This window comes from Paenibacillus pasadenensis, assembly GCF_023715725.1.
GTDB classification, from domain to species: domain Bacteria; phylum Bacillota; class Bacilli; order Paenibacillales; family Paenibacillaceae; genus Paenibacillus_O; species Paenibacillus_O pasadenensis_A.
This window is the reverse complement of record NZ_JAMBOT010000013.1, coordinates 21,029-40,315: the sequence shown is the minus strand read 5'-3', so window position 1 is coordinate 40,315 and position 19,287 is coordinate 21,029. Positions and strand designations below refer to the sequence as shown.

At 53.3% G+C, this 19,287-nt stretch carries 18 protein-coding genes; 11 read left to right on the top strand and 7 right to left on the bottom strand.

Going from position 1 to position 19,287, the window contains the following annotated elements; genetic code table 11:
- The 5 genes from M3223_RS20725 to M3223_RS20705 all read left to right on the top strand — a co-directional run bounded on the left by M3223_RS20725 (position 1) and on the right by M3223_RS20705 (position 7,708).
- Entirely contained in the window at positions 1-1,713 is a 1,713-nt protein-coding gene (locus tag M3223_RS20725) for a sensor histidine kinase (protein WP_251565164.1), read from the top strand.
- Between the two features lie 79 nt (positions 1,714-1,792).
- Complete coding sequence (locus M3223_RS20720) at positions 1,793-2,725, top strand: ABC transporter permease (protein WP_251565162.1); 933 nt, start codon at positions 1,793-1,795, stop codon at positions 2,723-2,725.
- Between the two features lie 25 nt (positions 2,726-2,750).
- The gene (locus tag M3223_RS20715; RefSeq protein ID WP_251565160.1) at positions 2,751-3,635 is read left to right on the top strand and encodes a carbohydrate ABC transporter permease; all 885 of its coding nucleotides are present in this window, start codon (positions 2,751-2,753) and stop codon (positions 3,633-3,635) included.
- Between the two features lie 43 nt (positions 3,636-3,678).
- Positions 3,679-5,286 carry an extracellular solute-binding protein gene (locus M3223_RS20710; protein WP_251565158.1) on the top strand — a complete coding sequence of 536 codons (1,608 nt, stop codon included), beginning with the start codon at positions 3,679-3,681 and terminating at the stop codon, positions 5,284-5,286.
- A 19-nt stretch (positions 5,287-5,305) separates the two neighbouring features.
- Complete coding sequence (locus M3223_RS20705) at positions 5,306-7,708, top strand: hypothetical protein (protein WP_251565156.1); 2,403 nt, start codon at positions 5,306-5,308, stop codon at positions 7,706-7,708.
- Between the two features lie 71 nt (positions 7,709-7,779).
- On the opposite strand, the gene M3223_RS20700 is transcribed toward M3223_RS20705, so the two are convergent.
- Complete coding sequence (locus M3223_RS20700) at positions 7,780-8,421, bottom strand: phosphatase PAP2 family protein (RefSeq protein ID WP_251565154.1); 642 nt, start codon at positions 8,419-8,421, stop codon at positions 7,780-7,782.
- Positions 8,422-8,471: 50 nt separating this feature from the next.
- Here M3223_RS20700 and M3223_RS20695 point away from each other — a divergent pair, with 50 nt between their 5' ends.
- Positions 8,472-9,275 carry a hypothetical protein gene (locus M3223_RS20695; protein ID WP_251565152.1) on the top strand — a complete coding sequence of 268 codons (804 nt, stop codon included), beginning with the start codon at positions 8,472-8,474 and terminating at the stop codon, positions 9,273-9,275.
- Positions 9,276-9,287: 12 nt separating this feature from the next.
- Here the strand turns inward: M3223_RS20695 and M3223_RS20690 are convergent, their stop codons facing one another.
- Entirely contained in the window at positions 9,288-9,797 is a 510-nt protein-coding gene (locus tag M3223_RS20690) for an SRPBCC domain-containing protein (protein WP_251565151.1), read from the bottom strand.
- A 284-nt stretch (positions 9,798-10,081) separates the two neighbouring features.
- Here M3223_RS20690 and M3223_RS20685 point away from each other — a divergent pair, with 284 nt between their 5' ends.
- Positions 10,082-10,576, top strand: a complete 495-nt coding sequence (locus M3223_RS20685) for a hypothetical protein (RefSeq protein WP_251565149.1) — start codon at positions 10,082-10,084, stop codon at positions 10,574-10,576.
- A 4-nt stretch (positions 10,577-10,580) separates the two neighbouring features.
- Here M3223_RS20685 and M3223_RS20680 read toward each other — a convergent pair whose 3' ends face one another.
- From M3223_RS20680 to M3223_RS20660, 5 genes are all read right to left on the bottom strand, one after another.
- Entirely contained in the window at positions 10,581-10,958 is a 378-nt protein-coding gene (locus M3223_RS20680; RefSeq protein ID WP_251565147.1) for a hypothetical protein, read from the bottom strand.
- Between the two features lie 110 nt (positions 10,959-11,068).
- A complete protein-coding gene (locus M3223_RS20675) occupies positions 11,069-11,428 on the bottom strand; it encodes a hypothetical protein (RefSeq protein ID WP_251565146.1) in 360 nt (119 codons plus the stop codon).
- Between the two features lie 42 nt (positions 11,429-11,470).
- Positions 11,471-11,842, bottom strand: coding sequence for a hypothetical protein (locus M3223_RS20670; RefSeq protein WP_251565145.1), 372 nt, complete (start codon positions 11,840-11,842; stop codon positions 11,471-11,473).
- A gap of 166 nt (positions 11,843-12,008) precedes the next feature.
- Positions 12,009-12,722 (bottom strand): MOSC domain-containing protein, encoded by a 714-nt coding sequence (locus tag M3223_RS20665; RefSeq protein WP_251565144.1) that lies wholly within the window; start codon positions 12,720-12,722, stop codon positions 12,009-12,011.
- A gap of 35 nt (positions 12,723-12,757) precedes the next feature.
- Entirely contained in the window at positions 12,758-13,984 is a 1,227-nt protein-coding gene (locus tag M3223_RS20660; RefSeq protein WP_251565143.1) for an MFS transporter, read from the bottom strand.
- 220 nt (positions 13,985-14,204) lie between these two features.
- On the opposite strand from M3223_RS20660, the gene M3223_RS20655 reads away from it, so the two are divergent.
- From M3223_RS20655 to M3223_RS20640, 4 genes are all read left to right on the top strand, one after another.
- Positions 14,205-15,581 (top strand): S-layer homology domain-containing protein, encoded by a 1,377-nt coding sequence (locus M3223_RS20655; protein WP_251565141.1) that lies wholly within the window; start codon positions 14,205-14,207, stop codon positions 15,579-15,581.
- A gap of 122 nt (positions 15,582-15,703) precedes the next feature.
- Positions 15,704-16,558 (top strand): manganese catalase family protein, encoded by an 855-nt coding sequence (locus M3223_RS20650; RefSeq protein ID WP_251565139.1) that lies wholly within the window; start codon positions 15,704-15,706, stop codon positions 16,556-16,558.
- A 558-nt stretch (positions 16,559-17,116) separates the two neighbouring features.
- Positions 17,117-18,106 (top strand): tryptophan--tRNA ligase, encoded by a 990-nt coding sequence (gene trpS, locus M3223_RS20645; protein WP_251565138.1) that lies wholly within the window; start codon positions 17,117-17,119, stop codon positions 18,104-18,106.
- Between the two features lie 221 nt (positions 18,107-18,327).
- A complete protein-coding gene (locus M3223_RS20640; RefSeq protein ID WP_251565136.1) occupies positions 18,328-19,275 on the top strand; it encodes a ribose-phosphate diphosphokinase in 948 nt (315 codons plus the stop codon).
- The last annotated feature ends 12 nt before the right edge of the window (positions 19,276-19,287 follow it).

Genomic DNA, 19,287 nt, shown 5'->3' with positions numbered 1-19,287 from the left:
ATGCGGCGGTTAATCGACCGGATGTTCAATCGGATGCGCTTCAAGCAGAAGCTGTTCCTGTCCTATGTCGTTGTTGTCATCGTGCCTATCCTCATTCTTGGTTTCTACGCCTACAATCAGTCCAAAGCGATGCTGGAATATCAGACGCTGGAGGGGATCGACAAAAATGTCGCCACGGTCACCGAAAGCATCGACAACTCGCTGGAAAATTACAATCATACCCTACGTTCCATCGTGTACAATGCGACGTTTCAAAAAATCGTTTCCAATGATTATTTCGATCTGGTTAATTTGTCGCGGGATCTGAACGGTTATTTAAGCCCCTATGTAAATATGATGAAAAATCTCGACAAGGGCATCGTGAGCATTACGATGTATACCCAGGACGACGTGCCGGAGTACGACACGCTGGTGCATTCCGCCACGCGGGTGGAGCAGGAGCCGTGGTACAAGGAGGCGGTATCGCTCCCATACTCGGAGTACGGCTGGTTTTACGATGAAAACTTTATTGCAACCGCACAATTTCCGCGCCCTTACGGCAGCAAAAATACGAATCTCGTCACGCTGCGCATCAAAGCCTCGCAGATTTTTAATACGGCGGACATGCAGTCGGACTACGGTCTTGTCATTGCGGATTCGCTCGGCCGGATCGTTTATACAAATAGCGCGGCGGGCAAGCTGTCTGACTTTGACGCCGCCGATATTTTGAACCGGGAGGAAGGCCTCGTTCAGCTCGGGCAGACGAAGCTCTATATGGCAAAAAAGCAGCTGAAGCAGGCAGACTGGACTATCTATCTGTTCGTACCGGCGGGCAATGTGTCGGCAGGGGCGGGCTCAATCATCCGCGCCACGCTTGGCATTACGCTCATTTGCATTCTTATTCTGCTCGTCATTATTTCGCTGTTCTCCCGCACGATGAACCGCCGCATTTCTATGCTGAATTCCACAATGAAACGGGTGGAGATGGGGGATCTCAGCGTCCGGGTGCAGAGCGCCTCGCGGGATGAGATCGGGGAGCTGACGAACCGGTTCGGCAAAATGCTCGTCCGCATCAACGAGCTGATCGAAGAGACGTATCAGAGCAAAATCGTGCAGAAGGAAGCGGAGCTCAAGGCGCTGCAGTGGCAGATCAATCCGCATTTTCTGTACAACACGCTCTCCTTCATCAACTGGAAAGCCTTGCGCAGCGACGCGTACGAGATCAGCCATGTCGTGACATCCCTGTCCCGCTTTTACCGGACGGCGCTTAATCGGGGCAGCAACATCATTCCGGTGCGGGACGAGCTGGACAACATCCGGTCCTATATTGAAATTATTCAAGCGATGAACGATTACAGCTTCGACGTGGAGTTTGATATCGATGAGGGTGTATACGCTTACCATACGATCAATTTGATCCTGCAGCCGCTTGTCGAAAACGCCATTCAGCATGGCGTCAACAAGCGGAAATCCGGAGGCGGAATGCTGCATGTCAGCGCCTCTCTGAGAGGGGATGCCATCGTGTTTGCCGTACGTGACAACGGGCCGGGAATGCCTGCAAATATAGCGGATGCGGCGGCGCTCACACAGTCCGGAGGCTATGGCCTCAAAAACGTCAACGAGCGGATCAAGCTGAAGTTCGGAGCTGAATTTGGCATCTCCATCGAGAGCGGTCCGGAGCAGGGCTCCTGCATTTTCATCACCGTTCCAAGGTTCATTTTCCGAAATGCGTAAAAAAGTGAAGCGTTTCCAAAATATTTGATGATTCCGCTCTCAAGTTCCCTTGTTATAGTTGGGATGGGAGGCGAAAACGATGAAAGGGACAGGTGCTCGACGCAGTCAGGGACAGCTAGGAAAGATCAAACAGTATCGCGCACTTCTGCTGATGCTGGTACCGGCAATCGTTTATTATCTGGTGTTTCACTACGCGCCGATGTACGGCGTGCTCCTTGCCTTTAAAGATTTCAAAATTACGCAAGGAATATTCGGCAGCCCGTGGGCCGGGCTAAAGCATTTCCAGGCTATCTTCTCTGACAGTTATTTCTACACCATTTTGAAAAACACGCTTGTGATCAGCCTGTATAAGCTGGTGTTCGGATTCCCGGTCCCCATCCTGTTCGCGCTGATGCTGAGCGAAATCGCCAGCATGAAGTTCAAAAGGGCGGTGCAGACCGTATCTTATCTGCCCCACTTCATTTCGTGGGTCGTGCTCGGCGGTATCTTTTTCACAATTTTCTCGCTTGAAGGTCCGGTCAACGCCATCGTTAAGCTGTTCGGCGGAGATCCGGTGCTGTTCCTCGCCGACGACCGCTACTTCCGCTCCATTCTCGTCGCGACAAGCATTTTCCAAGGTTTTGGCTGGGGGTCAATCATTTATTTTGCCGCAATATCCAATATCGATCCGCAGCTTCACGAGGCTGCAATTATGGATGGGGCCGGACGGTTCCAGCGCATGTTCAAAATCTCAATCCCGATGCTCGCACCGGTCATCGCGATCATGCTGATTTTGTCCATGTCGGGCATATTGGACGCTGGTTTCGACCAGATTTTCAACATGTATAGCTCTCAGGTATACAGCGTGTCGGACATCATCGATACGTACGTTTACCGCAAAGGCCTGATCGAGATGGACTACAGCTACGCTACCGCGGTCGGACTGTTTAAATCCGCTGTTGCGCTCGTCCTGATCGTAAGCGTCAATGCAGCGGTCAAACGCTTCGGCGGCCGCGACCACGCCCTGTGGTAATTCTAGCACTGGAGGCGATAACCCGATGATCAACGTGAAAAAAACAAAAGCCGATCGGGCCGTCGACGCGGTGCTGTATGCCGTAATGGCGATGGTCATGGTCGTGACGCTGTATCCGTTCTGGACTCAGGTGGTCATCTCGCTGGACGGCAGCGGAGCCGCCGGGGCCGGTCTGATCCTTTGGCCGGAGCAGATTACGATGGAAAGCTACAAGCTGGCGTTCAAGTTCTCCGAGCTGTGGACCGGCTACGGCAACACGCTGCTGCGGACGCTAATCGGCGTTGTGCTGTCCGTCTTTTTCACTGCGCTGACCGCATATCCGCTGGCCAAAAAAGACTTGCCGTACAACAAAGTATTTACCGGCTTCATTTTGTTTACGATGCTGTTCGCCGGCGGGATGATTCCGAGCTATCTCGTCATCAAAGAGCTGAACATGCTCAACACCGTCTGGGCGCTCGTTATTCCCGGCATGCTCGGCGCGTTCAACGTGCTGATTATGCGGAACTTTTTTCGGGGCATTCCCGATGAAATCGAGGAATCGGCCCGAGTGGACGGAGCGGGTTATACGCGCATTTTCTTTCAAATTGTTCTTCCTCTCTCCAAGCCGGTGCTGGCGACGATTGCGCTTTGGGTCGGAGTTGGACACTGGAACGCCTGGTTCGACGCCATGATCTACATTTCGGATCCGGATAAACAGGTGCTGCAAATCGTGCTTCGCAAAATCGTCATCCAGAACGATATGTCCGACATCAGCAACGTGATGAACAGCATTGGCAAATCAACGGCTTTCTCGGGACGGCAGCTGCAGGCGACCGTGATTATGTTCTCGATTATTCCGATGCTGATTGTCTATCCATTCATCCAGAAGTATTTTGTCAAAGGTGTCATGATCGGCGCTGTTAAAGGATAGCTGACATTCATCAATTGAATCCATTGAGAGAGGGACGGTTCATATGGCAAAAAGAAAACGCTTAACGGTTGCGATCTCGCTTGTGTTGACAGCTGCTCTGGCAGCGGCTTGCAGCGGAGGTAATGGAAATTCCGGGGCGGAGAACAAGCCGGGAGCCTCGCCTTCCGGCACCGCAGGGCCGGAGGCGAAGACGGCGCTCACATTCTGGGATTTGGACGGCAACGCCAAGGCGGATTCCGTCGGAGTCGCCGCTTTGAAGGAAAAGTTCAACATTGATGTGGAGTATATCTCGTCTACCCGGGAAGCGATGAAGGAGAAGCTTAATCTGCTTATCGTGTCCAATGATATTCCGGACTGGTGGAAGGAGCCTTCTTTCCCGGATTACGACAAGCTGATTCAGCAGGATGTGGCGGCGGCGATTCCGCAGGAGCTGGTAGAGAAGCATATGCCAAAATATGTGGAGTGGCTGAAGCGGTATTTGGGCGACGATCCGTTCAAGTATGTGCGCCGCGACGACAAGATTTATGCGCTGCCGGTCATTTGGGACCTTGGTACGGAAGGACTTCAGCTGGCTTTCCGCGAGGATTGGATGAAAAAGGTCGGCATCACCAAAACGCCTGAGACCATCGAGGAAATGGAAGCGGCGCTCACGAAGTTCCGCAACGACGACCCGGACGGCAACGGCAAAAAAGACACCTACGGCATTACGGCCGCCTCCGGTGACATTGAGATTATGTTCAGCTCGGTGTTCGGCGCATTTGATGCCTATCCGAATATTTTCCGGGCGAAGGACGGCAAGGTTGTCCGCGGCGAAATCGAGCCTGGCGCCAAACAGGCGCTGGAAGTGTTGAACCGCTGGTACAAAAATGAGCTGATCGATCCTGAATTTGTCGTCAACAAAGCGAACAACGTCGAGGACAAGGTGCTTGGCGATAAAATCGGCTCGATCGAGTATTACTGGTGGGCGCTCATCCCGGGCAACGCCTTTATTGGCGGACAGCAGTGGTATGACAAGCTGAAGGCGAAACATCCTGACTTTGAATTCGCTACCGTTGGCGGCGTTAAGGGTCCAGAAGGAAAGTCCGGCATTTCGCAATACAATCCGGCGTTTGCTTCCGGCATCATGTTTGGCAAACAGCTGGAGAAGGACCAAGACAAGCTGATCAAGTACATGCAGGTGTTTGAAGCGACTCAATTTGAGGCTGAATCCTACGAAAAGCTGCAGTTCGGCATTGAAGGCACTCATTGGAAGAAAAACGATAAGGGCATGGTAGAGTTTATCGCTCCTTACGACAACGAGGATGAGCGCAAAAAAGCGGGCATCGGCAATTTCTACTCCATGACAGGCTCCTTCAATGACTATGATTTCCAAACGTCGTATACGTCGGACGAGAGCCTCCGTAAGCTAGCCCAGGATACGAGAGCAAAGGGCTCGCGGGAGATGGATATACTCGCTCCGTTCAGCAAGCCGATTTACAACGAAACCCAGGATAAGCTGGAGCAGCTGACAACGACTACGTTCATCGACTTTATTACGGGACGCAAATCGCTGAGTGAATTCGACAGCTTCGTGCAAGAGTGGAAGAAGATGGGCGGAGACAAAGTGCTGGAAGAAGCTCAGAAGGTGTACGACGAAAATCTGAAGTCTTAACGCATAGGGAGGACGATTCATGTTTACGATTGGAACGGAGCATCTGACGGTTGAAATTAACAGCGAGGGAGTGGTCAGCGCCTTGACGGGCGCTGACGGCGCCCGCTACGAGTCAAAGTCGCATCCATCGCCGCTTCTGCGCCTTGTCACAAACGGGGAGATGCACTCCCCGCTGCAGGCGGCGTTTGATGCCCCGGCGGGACGCATCACGCTTTCATATGCCGACGGAACTGAAATCACCGTTTCGGCTGACAATCGTGGAAGCTACGCGGCGTTCGAGGTGCTGAGCATCGCGAACGGCAGTCCGGATGCAGTGGTCTGGGGTCCTTTTCTGACGACGATCGGCGGCTCGATTGGCGAGTCGGTCGGCGTTGTGCATGACGGCGAGTTCGCCATCGGCATCCAGTCGCTTAACGCAAAGACGGTCGGCGGCTGGCCGCTGGAGCTGGACCGGCATGAATCGATGCCGGAGTCGTACAGTCAAGGCGAGAGGCCGAACCCTGACGGCCGTCAAATGTCCGACAACAAGTTTGAGCATCATGTGTGCACGGCATGGCCGACGTTGGATGAAGGAAGCGGCCTGCAGGCGTTTGCCCGCGACCGCTCCAAGCCTGCGACGCGCCCGGCGTGGAACCTCGCTGCCACGGAGATTATTCCGATTGAGGGCGAGGACGCCCGCATCGAGGGCACGCGGCTTGCGCTGTTCGGCTGCCCGGTCGGACAGGTGCTGGACGTCATTGAGCAGATTGAGCTTGGCGAGGGCTTGCCGCATCCGATGATTGAGGGCGTGTGGGGCAAAAAGTCCCCAGCGGCGAACCAGTCGTATCTGATTACCGATTTTACGGAATCGACGATGGGCGACGCTCTGGAGTATACCAAAAAAGCCGGTCTGAAGTATGTGTACCACCCCGACCCGTTCGTGACATGGGGGAATTTTAAGCTGAAGCCAGGCAGTTTCCCGAACGGCGACGCCAGCCTGAAAGCCTGCTCCGATCAAGCGGCAGCCGAAGGCATACATGTTGGCATCCATACGTTAAGCAATTTCACGACGTTAAATGATGCGTACGTGTCCCCTAAGCCGGACTCCCGCCTGCAGCCGGTAGGCACTTCGTCGCTTACGGGTTCAATCGGAGCGGAGGATGTTGAAGTAGGCATTGCGAATCCCGCGGCGTTTACCGCCGAGCTGTTCCGCCGTACGGCCAAAATCGGCGACGAGCTGATCGAGTACGATTCCGTTTCGGAAAGCGCGCCTTGGAGACTGCTTGGCGTCAAACGCGGAGCTAACGGGACAGCCGTTTCGGCCCATGAAGAGGGAGCTGCAATCGCTCGCCTGTGGGATCATCCGTATGACGTCGTGTTCCCGAATAACGAGCTGCAGGATGAGTTCGCCGACCGGATTACCGAGCTGATGAACGGAGCGAACTTGAAGCAAATTTCGTACGACGGCCTGGAAGGGGTTTATGCGACCGGCCAGGACGACTACGGCGTCGTGAGATTCGTCGAGAGGCAGTACCGGGACTGGAAACATGAAGTCATTAATGATGCCAGCATTGTTGTGCCGAACTACCTCTGGCATGTTTGCACCCGTTACAACTGGGGCGAGCCGTGGGGCGCAGAAACAAGAGAAGGGCAGATGGAATGGCGTCTTAGCAATCAGCGGTACTTCAAGCGCAATTTCATTCCTCCAATGCTGGGTTGGTTCCTCGTCCGTTCGGCCTCCGACCGGTTCGAAGCGACGGCGCTGGATGAAATTCAGTGGGTGCTGTCGAAAGCCTCGGGCTTTACCTCGGGCTTCGCGCTTGTGGCCGATTATGCGGTACTGAAGCGCAACGGCAACATCGATCAGCTTCTGGAAGCAGTTTCCGTATGGGAAGGCGCGCGCCGGGCGGGAGCGTTCAGCGAGGAGCAGCGCGAGCGGATGGTTGATCCGAAGGGCGACTGGCATCTGGAGGCGGACGGACCGGGACGGTGGAAGCTGTATCCGGTGCACATTCCGAAGCCTTTTGTATGCAGCCCGACAGAGCTGCAGCCCGGTCAGCCAGGCGGCTCGGATTGGGCGATGTTCAACAAATACGAGTCTCAGCCGCTGCGGTTCACGCTCCGCGTTCGCCCGGTTTACGGCAACGAGGACGCTTCGATTAAACGTCCGACCTTCTATACGGACGGCTCTTATATGACCTTTGATACGGAAGTTAAAGCCAATGAGTATCTGGTGTGCGACGGCTACCGGACCGGCCGCGTCTACGACATCAACTGGAATCTGCTGCGCACGGTGGAAGCGTCTGCGGATGCGCCAACCGTTCGCCATGGCGGACAGAATCTGTCCTTCAGCTGCAGATTTGAAGGCGATCCGAAGCCGGAGGTCAACGTAAAGGTATTCCTGCGCGGCACACCGGAATCGGTGGGCAGCGGAGAAGAATAAACGCGGAGCTATATTTCCCGCACAATCAAAAACAGTCTCCCTCGCAGCGAAGGGGACTGTTTTTGGTTGGATCAAGGGAATGAGGTGCTGTGCGTACTTTTTGCGGAGCTATATGTTTCCCTGTTGAGGAATGCTCCTCCCGCAGCAACGCAGATAAGGCCGCCAGCATAACCGGCAATAATGTCGGTAGCGTAATGTACGCCGAAGTAGATTCTAGCGTAACCGGTAGCGGCGATCATGAACATGCAAACAACCGCAACCGCCAAACGGACCGTTCTGGTACGGGCATAACTCCAGATGATTACAGTCAGCATGCCGTAAAGCGCCATGGCGATCATAGCATGGCCGCTCGGGAAGCTGTACCCGCCAACGTCGAGCCAGCCTTCATGCACTGGACGCTCGCGCGCGAACAGCAGCTTGAGCCCGTTGTTCAGAAGCAGCGCGGCTGCAACTGTGCCTATAAGCGCGAGCGCTTCCCTGCGCAGCCGCAGCAGCCAGAGTATGGCGGCGGCCGTCAGCGATACAGCGGCAGCGCCGGCTGTGGAAGCCAGTATATTAAACGGCTGCAGCAGCTTGCTTGGCTGCTCGCCCGCTTTCAGACCCCATGCTTCGCGGATGATATCATCCAGAGATGTCGTTCCTTGCTGCGGCACCCACCAAACGATGCCGACAAACAGCAGTGCGGCGGCAGCCGCAACGCTCCATGCTTTCATGCTAAATACCAGCCTTTCTGTGTCAGTCATGATAATTATGGCATTATACCATGTTTGGGCTGAGCTTGATTAGAGGCGGAGGCTTTGGGAGTGGAGAAAAGACCAATTATGGTCTTAAAGGAGTTGGTAACGGGGTTTTGCACGGGAATAAGACCGTTTATGGTCTTAAAGGAGCTGCTAACGCGGTTTTGCACGGGAATAAGACCGTTTATGGTCTTAAAGGAGTCGGTAACGCGGTTTTGCACGGGAATAAGACCGTTTATGGTCTTAAAGGAGTCGGTATCGCGGTTTTGCACGGGAATAAGGCCGTTTATGGCCTTAAAGGAGTTGCTAACGCGGTTTTGCACGAGAATAAGACCGTTAATGGTCTTAAAGGAGTTGGTAACGCGGTTTTGCACGGGAATAAGACCAATTATGGTCTTAAAGGAGTTGGTAACGCGTTTTTGCACGGGAATAAGGCCAATTATGGTCTTAAAAGAGTTGGTAACGCGGTTTTGCACGAGAATAAGACCAATTATGGTCTTAAAAGAGCTGCTAACGCGTTTTTGCACGAGAATAAGACCAATTATGGTCTTAAAGGAGTTGGTAACGCGGTTTTGCACGGGAATAAGGCCGTTTATGGTCTTAAAGGAGCTGCTAACGCAGTTTTGCACGAGAATAAGACCAATTATGGTCTTAAAGGAGCTGCTAACGCGGTTTCTCACGAGAATAAGGCCGTTTATGGTCTTATCGCGCATCAAAGAATGCAGCGAGGTCTCCATGGGCCGATGCCTCTTCCGCGCAAAATAAGCTCTTTCCTCCCCAGGGGCCTAAACCAGAAAAAAAACCGCTGGCTGGGGCCGGCGGTTTTTTGAAAAGGAAGGTTATTACGCTTTGGAAGCCAGGTGTTCTTCCAGACGATCCCAAGTTTCGCGAATTCCCTGCTCCATGCCCATGTCGAGCACTGTTTGCAGCGCTTCCGGGGAACTGTAACGAGAACGGCTGACAACCTTGGTGGAGCCGTCCAGTTCCTCGAAGGAGGTCATAACTAAGCTTGAAGGCAGCTCTTCGTTAACCGTTCCTTCGGAATCCGAAAAAAAGTCGGTGTAAGATAAGTAATCTTCTGGACGAATCTCCCCGTACACTGCTTTGGCCCATGATTCCATGCCATAAAAATCGCCTTGATTCGGATCTTCACACTTCATGCAATAATGCCAGAAGCCGCCGGGACGCAGGTCTACTGTACATTCCGTCAAGGTCCAGCCGCGCGGGCCCCACCAATTTTTCAGATGCTCCGGGTCCGTAAACGCTTGGAAAACAAGGCTTTTTGGCGCATTAAATGTACGCTCCAGAACGTATTCGTTGCCCTCAACTCGGGTTTGCATGCTCGTGGTCATTTGTATGTCCTCCTCTAATTTGGCTTGGCTCGATGTCTTTATTATGTCCTGGCTATAATATACCTGATCTTGAATATTCCTGTCAAGGAATATTCAAGATCTTTTTTGGTTAAGACGCCGAACGAAGGCGATTACCGTTTTGCAGAGGAATTGAACGACTGTTTTCCAGAGACACCGGCAGATTGAACTCGCGGAGATATTACAGAGAGACAAATGAAACGTACTCCATGCTCAAAAGGTATAAAGTGGAAATGATTTAATAAATCCTTGTTGAGGTGAGCGAAATGGAGTTGTATTTCAAAGACAATTTTTTCAGTATTGGCACGACGGATATTATGGATTCGGCAGGCGCCCCAATTGGGCTGGTCGATTTAAAAGTTGCATCCAATTCGACGCTGGAGGTGTTTGGAGCGAATAAGGAGAGTTTATATGTCGGAAAATTTCCGTTTTTTTCAAGCAAGTGGACAGTGCTGGATGCCAAGGAGAAGGAACTGGGCAAGCTCTATGCAAAAATGGCGCTATTCAACAAACGTTATGAATATGACAGCAACGGGAGAGGCCTCTACCGGTTGTCTTCGTTTGCCCATACGTCAGATTATGAAATAACGAATGATGAAGGCGCGATTATCGCCACGTTTAAAAAAACAAGCGGATGGCTGTCGCCATCCGCTTACCGGCTGAATTGCAAGGATAGCCGTATCGATCCCATGGAATGGGTTGCTGTTATTCTTGGAATGAATCAAATTCAGAAGCGGCAGAGCGCTGCTGCCGCAACCTGACGCTTCACTTCGCTTTTATAACTTCAAAACCTTGAAGCGGCTCGCAGTCGCCGGCGGCGATTCTGCGAATGATTTCCAAAGACAAGTACTCGCAGCTGGAAAGCACGGAGCGCGCGTCGTCTGGACCAATCAGACTGTCCAGGCTGCACAGATCCAGGCTGCTGCCGCGATAAATTTTAAAGATGCCAGCGAAATCCGGTTTTGAAAAGAAAACAATCGTCGCACTGCTGCTGCTTGAGCGAAGACGGAAGCTGTCCACACCGCCCAAATGATCGCTTAAGTCGCGAATGCCAATGTTCCCGCTCAAAATGTGCTTTGCACCTTTGTAATCATTATCCGCATAAAGGCCGATTCGATGAAATTGATTGTTCAGAACTCCCATAGGGCAATCTTCCTTTCTAGTTATCGATTGAATCTATGAAATGACTTTCATAGATTTGCAGGCAATTTGACTGCACCAATTTCGTGATGCAGCCGCCCTGCAAAAAAAGGTTAAAGAATTCGAAAGCCTGAAGGCAGCGATCCGGTATTGCGGATTTGTCGAACTCGAGCAACGCTCAGATGCTCGTTGCTGGAAATGATAGATCCGACATCCGCACCGCGAAGCAGATCCTCCAGATCGGGCAAATTGCGGACAGTTCCTTGGTAAATGCGGAAGTTGCCCCGGAAAGCGGTCCTGGTAAACAGAACGAGAGAAGCTCTGGAAGTATTGGCGAGAAAACGGAGGCTTTCAATTTCACCCGCATTCCGGATGCCGAGATTTCCGCGCACGATGATGCTGGCGCCGGTAAAAAACTCATCCCCATAAACAGTTAGCCGAGGAGAGACTTGACTAATTTGCGCTTTTTCCATGTGAAATACATCTCCTTTTAAGAGTGGACTGGATTGTCGGACTTATATCATCCGATAGCCGTCAGGGAGCTTCCCGGTACGGCTGATTTCGCGAACATCGGCCTGAGTCAGGCTGTCATTCGTCGAAATGATGGATCTGGCGCGCTGTCCGGCAATCAAATCATTCAGATTAACCCCGCTCGAAACGCTTCCGCGGCAGATTCTGAACTTGCCCTGGAACCCCGGCTCCGAAAAAACAACACGCATTGCGCCGATGCGGCTGGAGAAAAATCGCAGGCTTTGAGCCCTATTCAAAATTTTGTCTGTATCCGCGACCCCGAGATTGCCGTGAAAAGCTACGCTATCGCCTTGGCCGGAAGGCTGGGAGTAGAGGGTTAAACGAGGAGAGATTTGATTAGCCTGAACAGGCGTCATATGCAGCAGACACCTCCTATTCTGGAGAGATACTGCATTCTATGAATCTGATTTGCTAGAGGCTTGTGTGCTAGTCTCGATAGAATAAAAATTGGCGGTGGAATGGGACAACGCAAAAAATCCCTTGGGGCAGCCATAGGCTGCCGGCAAGGGATTAATGAACCTGTTATTCACTTACGAGAAGGACCTCGTCGCCAGCGGCAATCATGCCCGGCTCAAGGACGGAAGCGTACAGTCCGAAGCGGAGCCCGAACGATTGATGCACCGTTTTGAGCAGCGAAGGATCGCGCTCCAGGCTGTCCGGGTCGTACGTAATCATGACGCAGCGCTCGCAAAAGGTATCGACCTGAAGCAGAGTGCTTCCAATACGGAGCCGACTCCCGAGCAAGGTGCTGTCGTCCAGAAGCGGGTCATCCGCCCGTACGAGCAGATTCGGTCTGAATCTGCGCACGTCGGTTTTTTTGCCCCATATCTGTTCCAGCCGCCGAAGCGTGGCATCCGTAGCAATTAGAATGCTTGCTGCGTCTACGGACTTCAATTCGTTTTCCGCACGGCCCGGCGCGCCTTCGGCGTTCATCGACATGCGAACTCCCGTCACTTGCTCCAGCTCGTCCCGCAGTTTTTCGTCCCAGCCCGAGTTCTTTCCCGTCGGAGATTGAATCCGGACCGATCCGTCAACATAGGAAGCGCGGTAGCCCAACAGCTGAGGGTATTTGCGGGCGGTAAAATAGCTGTTCCAGCCTTGTTTGGTCTCATCGTAAAAGCTGCAAAAACGGTCGCCGAGCAGGCCGTAGCTTTCCACATCCACATGTTCCAGCCGTTCGCCGCCCATAGATTTAACCGGATAACGCCAAATGGCCTCCGTTTGTCCGATTCTCATCGTTCGTTTATCTCCTTTCTTCACTTGAATTCCGCTCATTTTGCAGAACTTCGTCCTGCCGGCAGCAAAGCGAGCGTTAAGCAAAGCAGCAGGCCGGCCCCGAGCAAAAGACCGATAACGGCAACAACGCCGGGCCAGCCGCCGGAGCTCCAATACAATCCGCCAAGCGAACCGCCAACGCTGGAGCCTGCATAATAGAACAGAAGGTAGAGCGAGGAAGCCTGGGCGCGGCCTTCCGGGGCCGCCGCTCCTACCCAGGCGCTGGCAACGGCATGGCCGCCGAAAAAACCAGCCGTAAACAGTCCCGCTCCGAGCAGAGTCAGCGACAGCGAATTAGGCAGCGTCAGCAGCAGTCCGCCCAGCAGAAGCAGCAGTGCCAGAGCAAGCGCAAGCCGCCGGTCCTGCAGCCGTCCCATAAGCGGTGAGCTGACAGAGCCGGTCAGAAACAATATAAAAATCCAGCCGACCCAAGCCTGCGGCAGCTCAAAGGGCGGCTCCAGCAGCCGAAACCCGATATAGTTGTACAGCGTGACAAAGCTGCTCATCAGCACGGCTCCAATGCCGAACAGGCAGAGCAGCACGGGCCGTTTCAGATGCTCCTTTGACAACCGGAGCATCTCGGCAGGCGAGACTGGCAATGGCCTGCTCCTGCGCGGTTCGGGAAGCCTGCGGTGAAAATACAAGGCCGCGAGCAGTCCGGCTGCGGCAACAGCGCCGATTCCGATCCGCCAGGAGACGAAGTCGCTTATTGTGCTCACGGCCCCCCGTCCCAGCATGCCGCCAATCGAATTTCCGCTAATGTACAGTCCCATGGCTGCTCCAAGGCTGCGGGAATCCATCTCCTCAGCGAGATAGGTCATCGCCACCGCCGGAAGGCCGGCGAGCAGGATGCCGTGCAGCGCGCGCAGCGCCAGCAGCGAAGCAAAGCCGGGAGTCAGCGCTTCGGCCATGCAGCAGAGGGAAGATAGCAGCAGCGAAGCGCTCATAAGCCGTTTGCGGCCGAGCCGGTCAGACAGCAGCCCGGCCAGCGGCAGCGCAACGGCAAGCAGAGCGGTGCTCACCGACAGGGTTAAACTGGCGCCTGCGGGCGATTGTCCGAACTCCTGCGTGAACACAGGAAACAGCGGCTGCACGCTGTACAGCATGCCAAATGTAGCGGCGCCAGCGATAAACAGCGAACGGCCTGCACGGCGGTATTCCTGCGATCCTTTTTGGATGAGAGGGAGGGGCTCTCTGTTAAATTCCGCTTCATGACCAGTCATGGAGTAAGCTCGACTTCCTTTCTGGAAGGCCGAAGGACTTCTTTCAATCTAAGAACACGATTTGTCCAGTATACCTCGAAAAGTGCGGTTTTGTTTAGAATTTCCTAATCATTCCATGCTTGTTTGCAGTCCGTATTGTTAGGTAAAGTAGGGTATGGAATATAATGAAATTTTTTCTAGCTGCTCAAACGAACTATATTATTTTAAAGGGGCATTCGGCATGAAATTAAAGCAGGTAGCTAGGCCGCAGATGATCTGGCTAATCGTTACGCTCACACTGGTTTTTATGCCTTTTGGCACTTCCTATGCCCAGCCGTTTGCGGCTGGCGATTCGGTCCTCTCATCATTGGAGATTTATACGGACAGCCAGCCGCACCAGCAGATGGCTGTACTTGAAACAAGCGAGCTAAACGGTCGTCCTGCTGTAATTGCAGTTTTGGACAATGGCCGCGTGCAGGAGCTTGTCGAGGCAGGAGCATTTGATACGCTTCTAATTCCTGTTAAGGGTGATAATTCCGACGTCGTTGGAGCAAGGTTAAACGGCCAGCTGATCAAGGCGATGCAAGACAAAAAAGTGAAGATTGAGCTTAGAACGGACCGGGGTTCGTTTCGGATTCCCACCGTTCAAATTCAAATGGATCAGCTCATTAATCGGCTTGGCTCAGGTTTAAAACAATCAGATGTCGCAATTAATATATCGATAGCTGACGTTCCGTTTTTCACGCTTGACGGAGTTGTTTCTCAAGCGCGTGTGACCAATTCTTCAGTCATGGGAGGCCTGCTCGGCTTTGAGGTTACAGCATCTTACGGCGGCAGCTCAGTTTCCATCGACCGGTTTCAGGATTATGTCGTGCGCTCAATAGCTATTCCAGAGGAAATAGAACCATCCCAGATTGCAACGGGAATAGTCATCGGTCCAGATAAACGCTTCCGGCATGTTCCGACAGCCGTTATAGAGCAGGATGGTGCCTATTATGCTTCCATTAAAAGCCTGACAAACGGTGTATTTGCCTTGATTGAGAAGCAGCCGTCCTTCCTCGACATTAACCATCATTGGGCTGAAAAGAATATAAAAGAAATGGCCGCACGGCTTATTTTGAATGGAAGCAGCTCCAATAAATTTGAGCCGGATCTTCCGGTAACAAGAGCGGAGTTCGCAGCGATTCTTCTCCGTTCGCTTGGTATTCATGATTCCAATACTTCAGAAGCAGCGAGCTTTAAAGACGTTCCGGCAGCATCCTGGTACGGGCATACCGTAGAAACCGCTGCTTCTTACAACCTAATTAGCGGATATTCGGACGGCAGCTTCAAACCTCATGGATCGATAACAAGGGCGGAAGCTATGGTTATTATGGAAAGGGCGATGCAACTTGTCCATCTTGGACAGCCGATCCCGGAAAAGGCTGCGGAGCTAAGGCTCGATTCATTTAAAGATGAAAGTGAGCTGGGGGGTTGGGCACGGTCAGCCGCTGCCGCTGTGCTCAATCAAGGATTAGTACAAGGCTCTGAGGGCAAGCTGCTTCCAAACGAACCGCTCACGAGAGCGGAAGCCGCATCGATTTTGCGCAGATTGCTTCAACAATTCATCCAGCTTTAGCCTCGTTCGTTCAATCCTTGAAACACCTTTAGCTGCAGCCGCACGGCCTGATGCTGTATAACTTCCATTGGTTCGGAGAAGATATGCAGCGTACAGAACGAGAAGGCGAGGCGAGGCAAACCATGTATTTTTACAAAGAAGACCTTATTAACGCAATCGTCCCGGATAAGCCGGACCCGGCGGCCGCAAAGGTGCTTCAGGAGGCATTGGGCGGACAATTCGGCGAAATGCGCACGATGATGCAATACTTTTTCCAAAGCAGCAATTTCAGGGGAAAAGAAACCCAGTTCCGTGATCTGCTGCGCGGCGTCTTCCTGGAAGAAATCGCGCATGTGGAGCTGGTGCAAAATACGATTAATCAGCTGTTGACGGGAGCCGGCGAGGAGTCCCCCGGCAGCTCCGGCGTCGACGGAGCGCCGCTCGACGAAGCGGTTAAACATGCCAATCCTCATCACTACATTATGGGCGCGCAGGGATCGCTGCCGGTGGACGCCGGAGGCAACCCGTGGCTGGGCAGCTATGTGTACAATCACGGCAATCTGATTGCCGATCTGCTGAACAACGTCGTCCTTGAATCAACCGGCGTGCTGCAGAAAACGCGTATTTACGAGATGAGCTCCAACAAAACCTTCCGTGAAACGCTCGGTTTTCTGATCGTCCGCGACAACGCGCATCAGAACGCCTTTGCCAAGGCGCTGGAAACGCTCGGCGTCAATTGGGGCAAGCTGTTCCCGATTCCGAACTACGACATTAACAAGTACCCGGAATGCAAAAAATTCGTCGATATGGGTTATCACAATGCCCAATTTAATTTCAGACTGGATGAACATCGTATGGGCGAAATTTTCAGTGGACAGACCCCGAGCCGCAACGGCGGGGAGCTACAGGTGACGCCGCCGCCAAACGGATTCCCCTTGCCGTTTAATCCGGAAATGCCGAATGAGCATGCTCCCGGGCTAACGGATATGAACCGCTAATGACAAAAAGGCCGCAGGCGACAGTTGTTGCTGCGGCCTCTTTTCACGGGCGGCTGGCCAACGGCAATCAGGTGAGCTCGACTCGGCTGCCGCGGCCTTGGAGTTGGCGATATCGGTCAACTGGATTATGCCAGGATTATGCCAGGTATTGACATGAGTGAATCAGGTGATATACTCTCCATAACTTTACCGGTTATATTCAAAAAGCTATGGAAGGGTAGAGTAACCTGCGGGAGTTGTCCCAGCGAGCCGGCGAATGGTGAAAGGTCCGGCACAGCCGATGCAGGCGAATGGCCCCTTCCGCTTCAGTCCGAACCCGGCCGCTGCCGGCAGTAGGCGCTGACGGGCCGTCCCGCCGTTATCACGGGAACCGCGTTAGTCGTTTTGACGCGGATTCAAGGAGCGGCGCACAGCCGAATTCGGGTGGTATCGCGGAGTTTTAACGCACTTCGTCCCTTTTGGGGACGGAGTGCGTTTTTTGTTGTATCAACAGAGAACGTCTCGGCGCGGCCATGGAGCGGAAGGGTAGTCAAAAAAAGAAACAGGAGGGCATCTCGAATGGAAAAAAGAATTTTGTCTGGCATTAAGCCTAGCGGCGATCTCAATATTGGGGGTTACGGAGGGGCGCTCAGTCAATTCGTGAAGCTGCAGCATGACTATCAATGTTACTTTTTTATTCCGGATTTGCATGCCGTTACGGTGCCGCAGCCGCCGGAGGTGCTGCGCCGCCGCACGATGGATATTGCGGCGCTGTATATCGCAGCGGGAATCGATCCCCGCAAGTCGCCTATTTTTCTGCAATCTCAAGTTCCGGCGCATGCCGAGCTGGGTTATTTGCTGCAAACGGTGGCGGTCATGGGAGAGCTTGGCCGGATGACGCAGTATAAGGAGAAATCCGAGGGGCAGGCGTCCGTAAGCTCGGCTCTGTTCACTTATCCGGTACTGATGGCTGCGGACGTGCTGCTGTATCGCTCGACCCATGTGCCTGTAGGAGACGATCAACTGCAGCATCTGGAGCTTGCCCGCGATTTGGCCCGGCGTTTTAACCAGCGGTTTGGCGTGGAGCTGTTTCCTGCCCCGGAGCCGATTGTGCAGACAATTGGCAGCCGCATCAAAGGGCTGGATAACCCCGCCGCGAAAATGAGCAAAAGCAATCCCAATCCAAACAGCTGCGTCATGCTCATGGATGAGCCGGATTTGATTCGCCGCAAATTCGCCAAGGCTGTTACCGACTCCGAAGGACTCGTGCGTTATGACTGGGAGAGGAAGCCTGCGGTTAGCAATCTGATTGAAATCTATGAGGTATTTAGCGGATTGTCTGTTGAGCAGATAGAACGCCGTTATGAGGGAAGCGGTTATGGCCTTTTCAAGGGCGAGCTGGCGGAGGTCGTCATTGGCAAGCTGGAGCCGCTGCAAGAGCGCTATCGCGCGTGGATTGGAACTCCTGAGCTGGACGCCGTTTTAGCGGAGGGCGCCGAACGGGCTGCCGCCGCGGCTGCACCGGTGATCGAGAGAGCCAAACAGGCGATGGGATTTGTTCGGTTCTGAACGAATTGGCGAAGGGCTGGAGGTGCTAAAATCGAGCTGGAGAGCGATTTAGGTGCAGCCTACCGCCTCATCAGCGCCAATTCTCCTGTGTATTGGAACTTAATTAGGGCCAATATATGCTTTTCCGTTCTATTTTACTGCACCGGACTGCAGATTTCCCGTTGAATCGGCTATAATGGAAGAAAGGGCTTATCCAATGCACGGGAGGGAACGACAACAAAATGACGGATAAAGTTAAAATTTTTAGCGGATCTTCCAATATTCCGCTTGCGAAGAGCATAAGCGATCAGCTGGGCATTCCGCTTGGCGATGTAAAGCTGAGCCAGTTCGACAACGGGGAGCTGCATGTTTCCTATGGCGAGCCGATTCGGACCTGCCATATTTTCATCGTGCAGTCGCTGTCTGATCCCGTGAACGAAAACTTCATGGAGCTGCTCATTATGATCGACGCGGCGAAGCGGGCTTCAGCCAAAACAATCAACATCATTATGCCGTATTACGGTTATGCCCGCCAGGAGCGCAAGCGCCATCCGCGCGAGGCGATTTCCGCCAAGCTGGTCGCCGATCTGCTGCAAACGGCCGGGGCGTCGCGGATTATTACGCTTGATCTGCATACCGCCGCGATCCAGGGCTTTTTCAGCTTCCCGGTGGATCATCTGACCGCGCTCGACGAGCTGACGGAATACATCCGCAACAAAAATATCGAAAATCCTGTCATCGTATCCCCCGATGCGGGCCGCGCCTCAACGGCGGAGAAGCTGGCCAACTACATGCAGGCTCCGTTCGCGATGGTCGTATCCAATCACGACAACCATACCGGCGAGGAAAGAATGCATGTTATCGGCGATGTGAAGGGCAAAACCCCGATTATTATCGAGGATATCATCGATACGGGCCGGACGCTGTTCAACGTGGTGGAGAAGCTGGTGGAAAAGGGAGGCCGCGACGTTGTTATCGCCGCCACGCACGGCCTGTTCTCCAACGATGCGCTGCAGCGCCTGAACCATCCGCATATTCGCGAGATTATCGTAACGGACTCCATCCTTCAGCAGGCCGGATCTTCGGATAAGCTGACCGTCATACCGATGGCTAATCTGTTTACGGAAGCGATCCGCTCCAACATTTACGGCGGTTCTATCGCTACTCTTTTCAAAAATCGCGGCATATAGATTACCGGGATA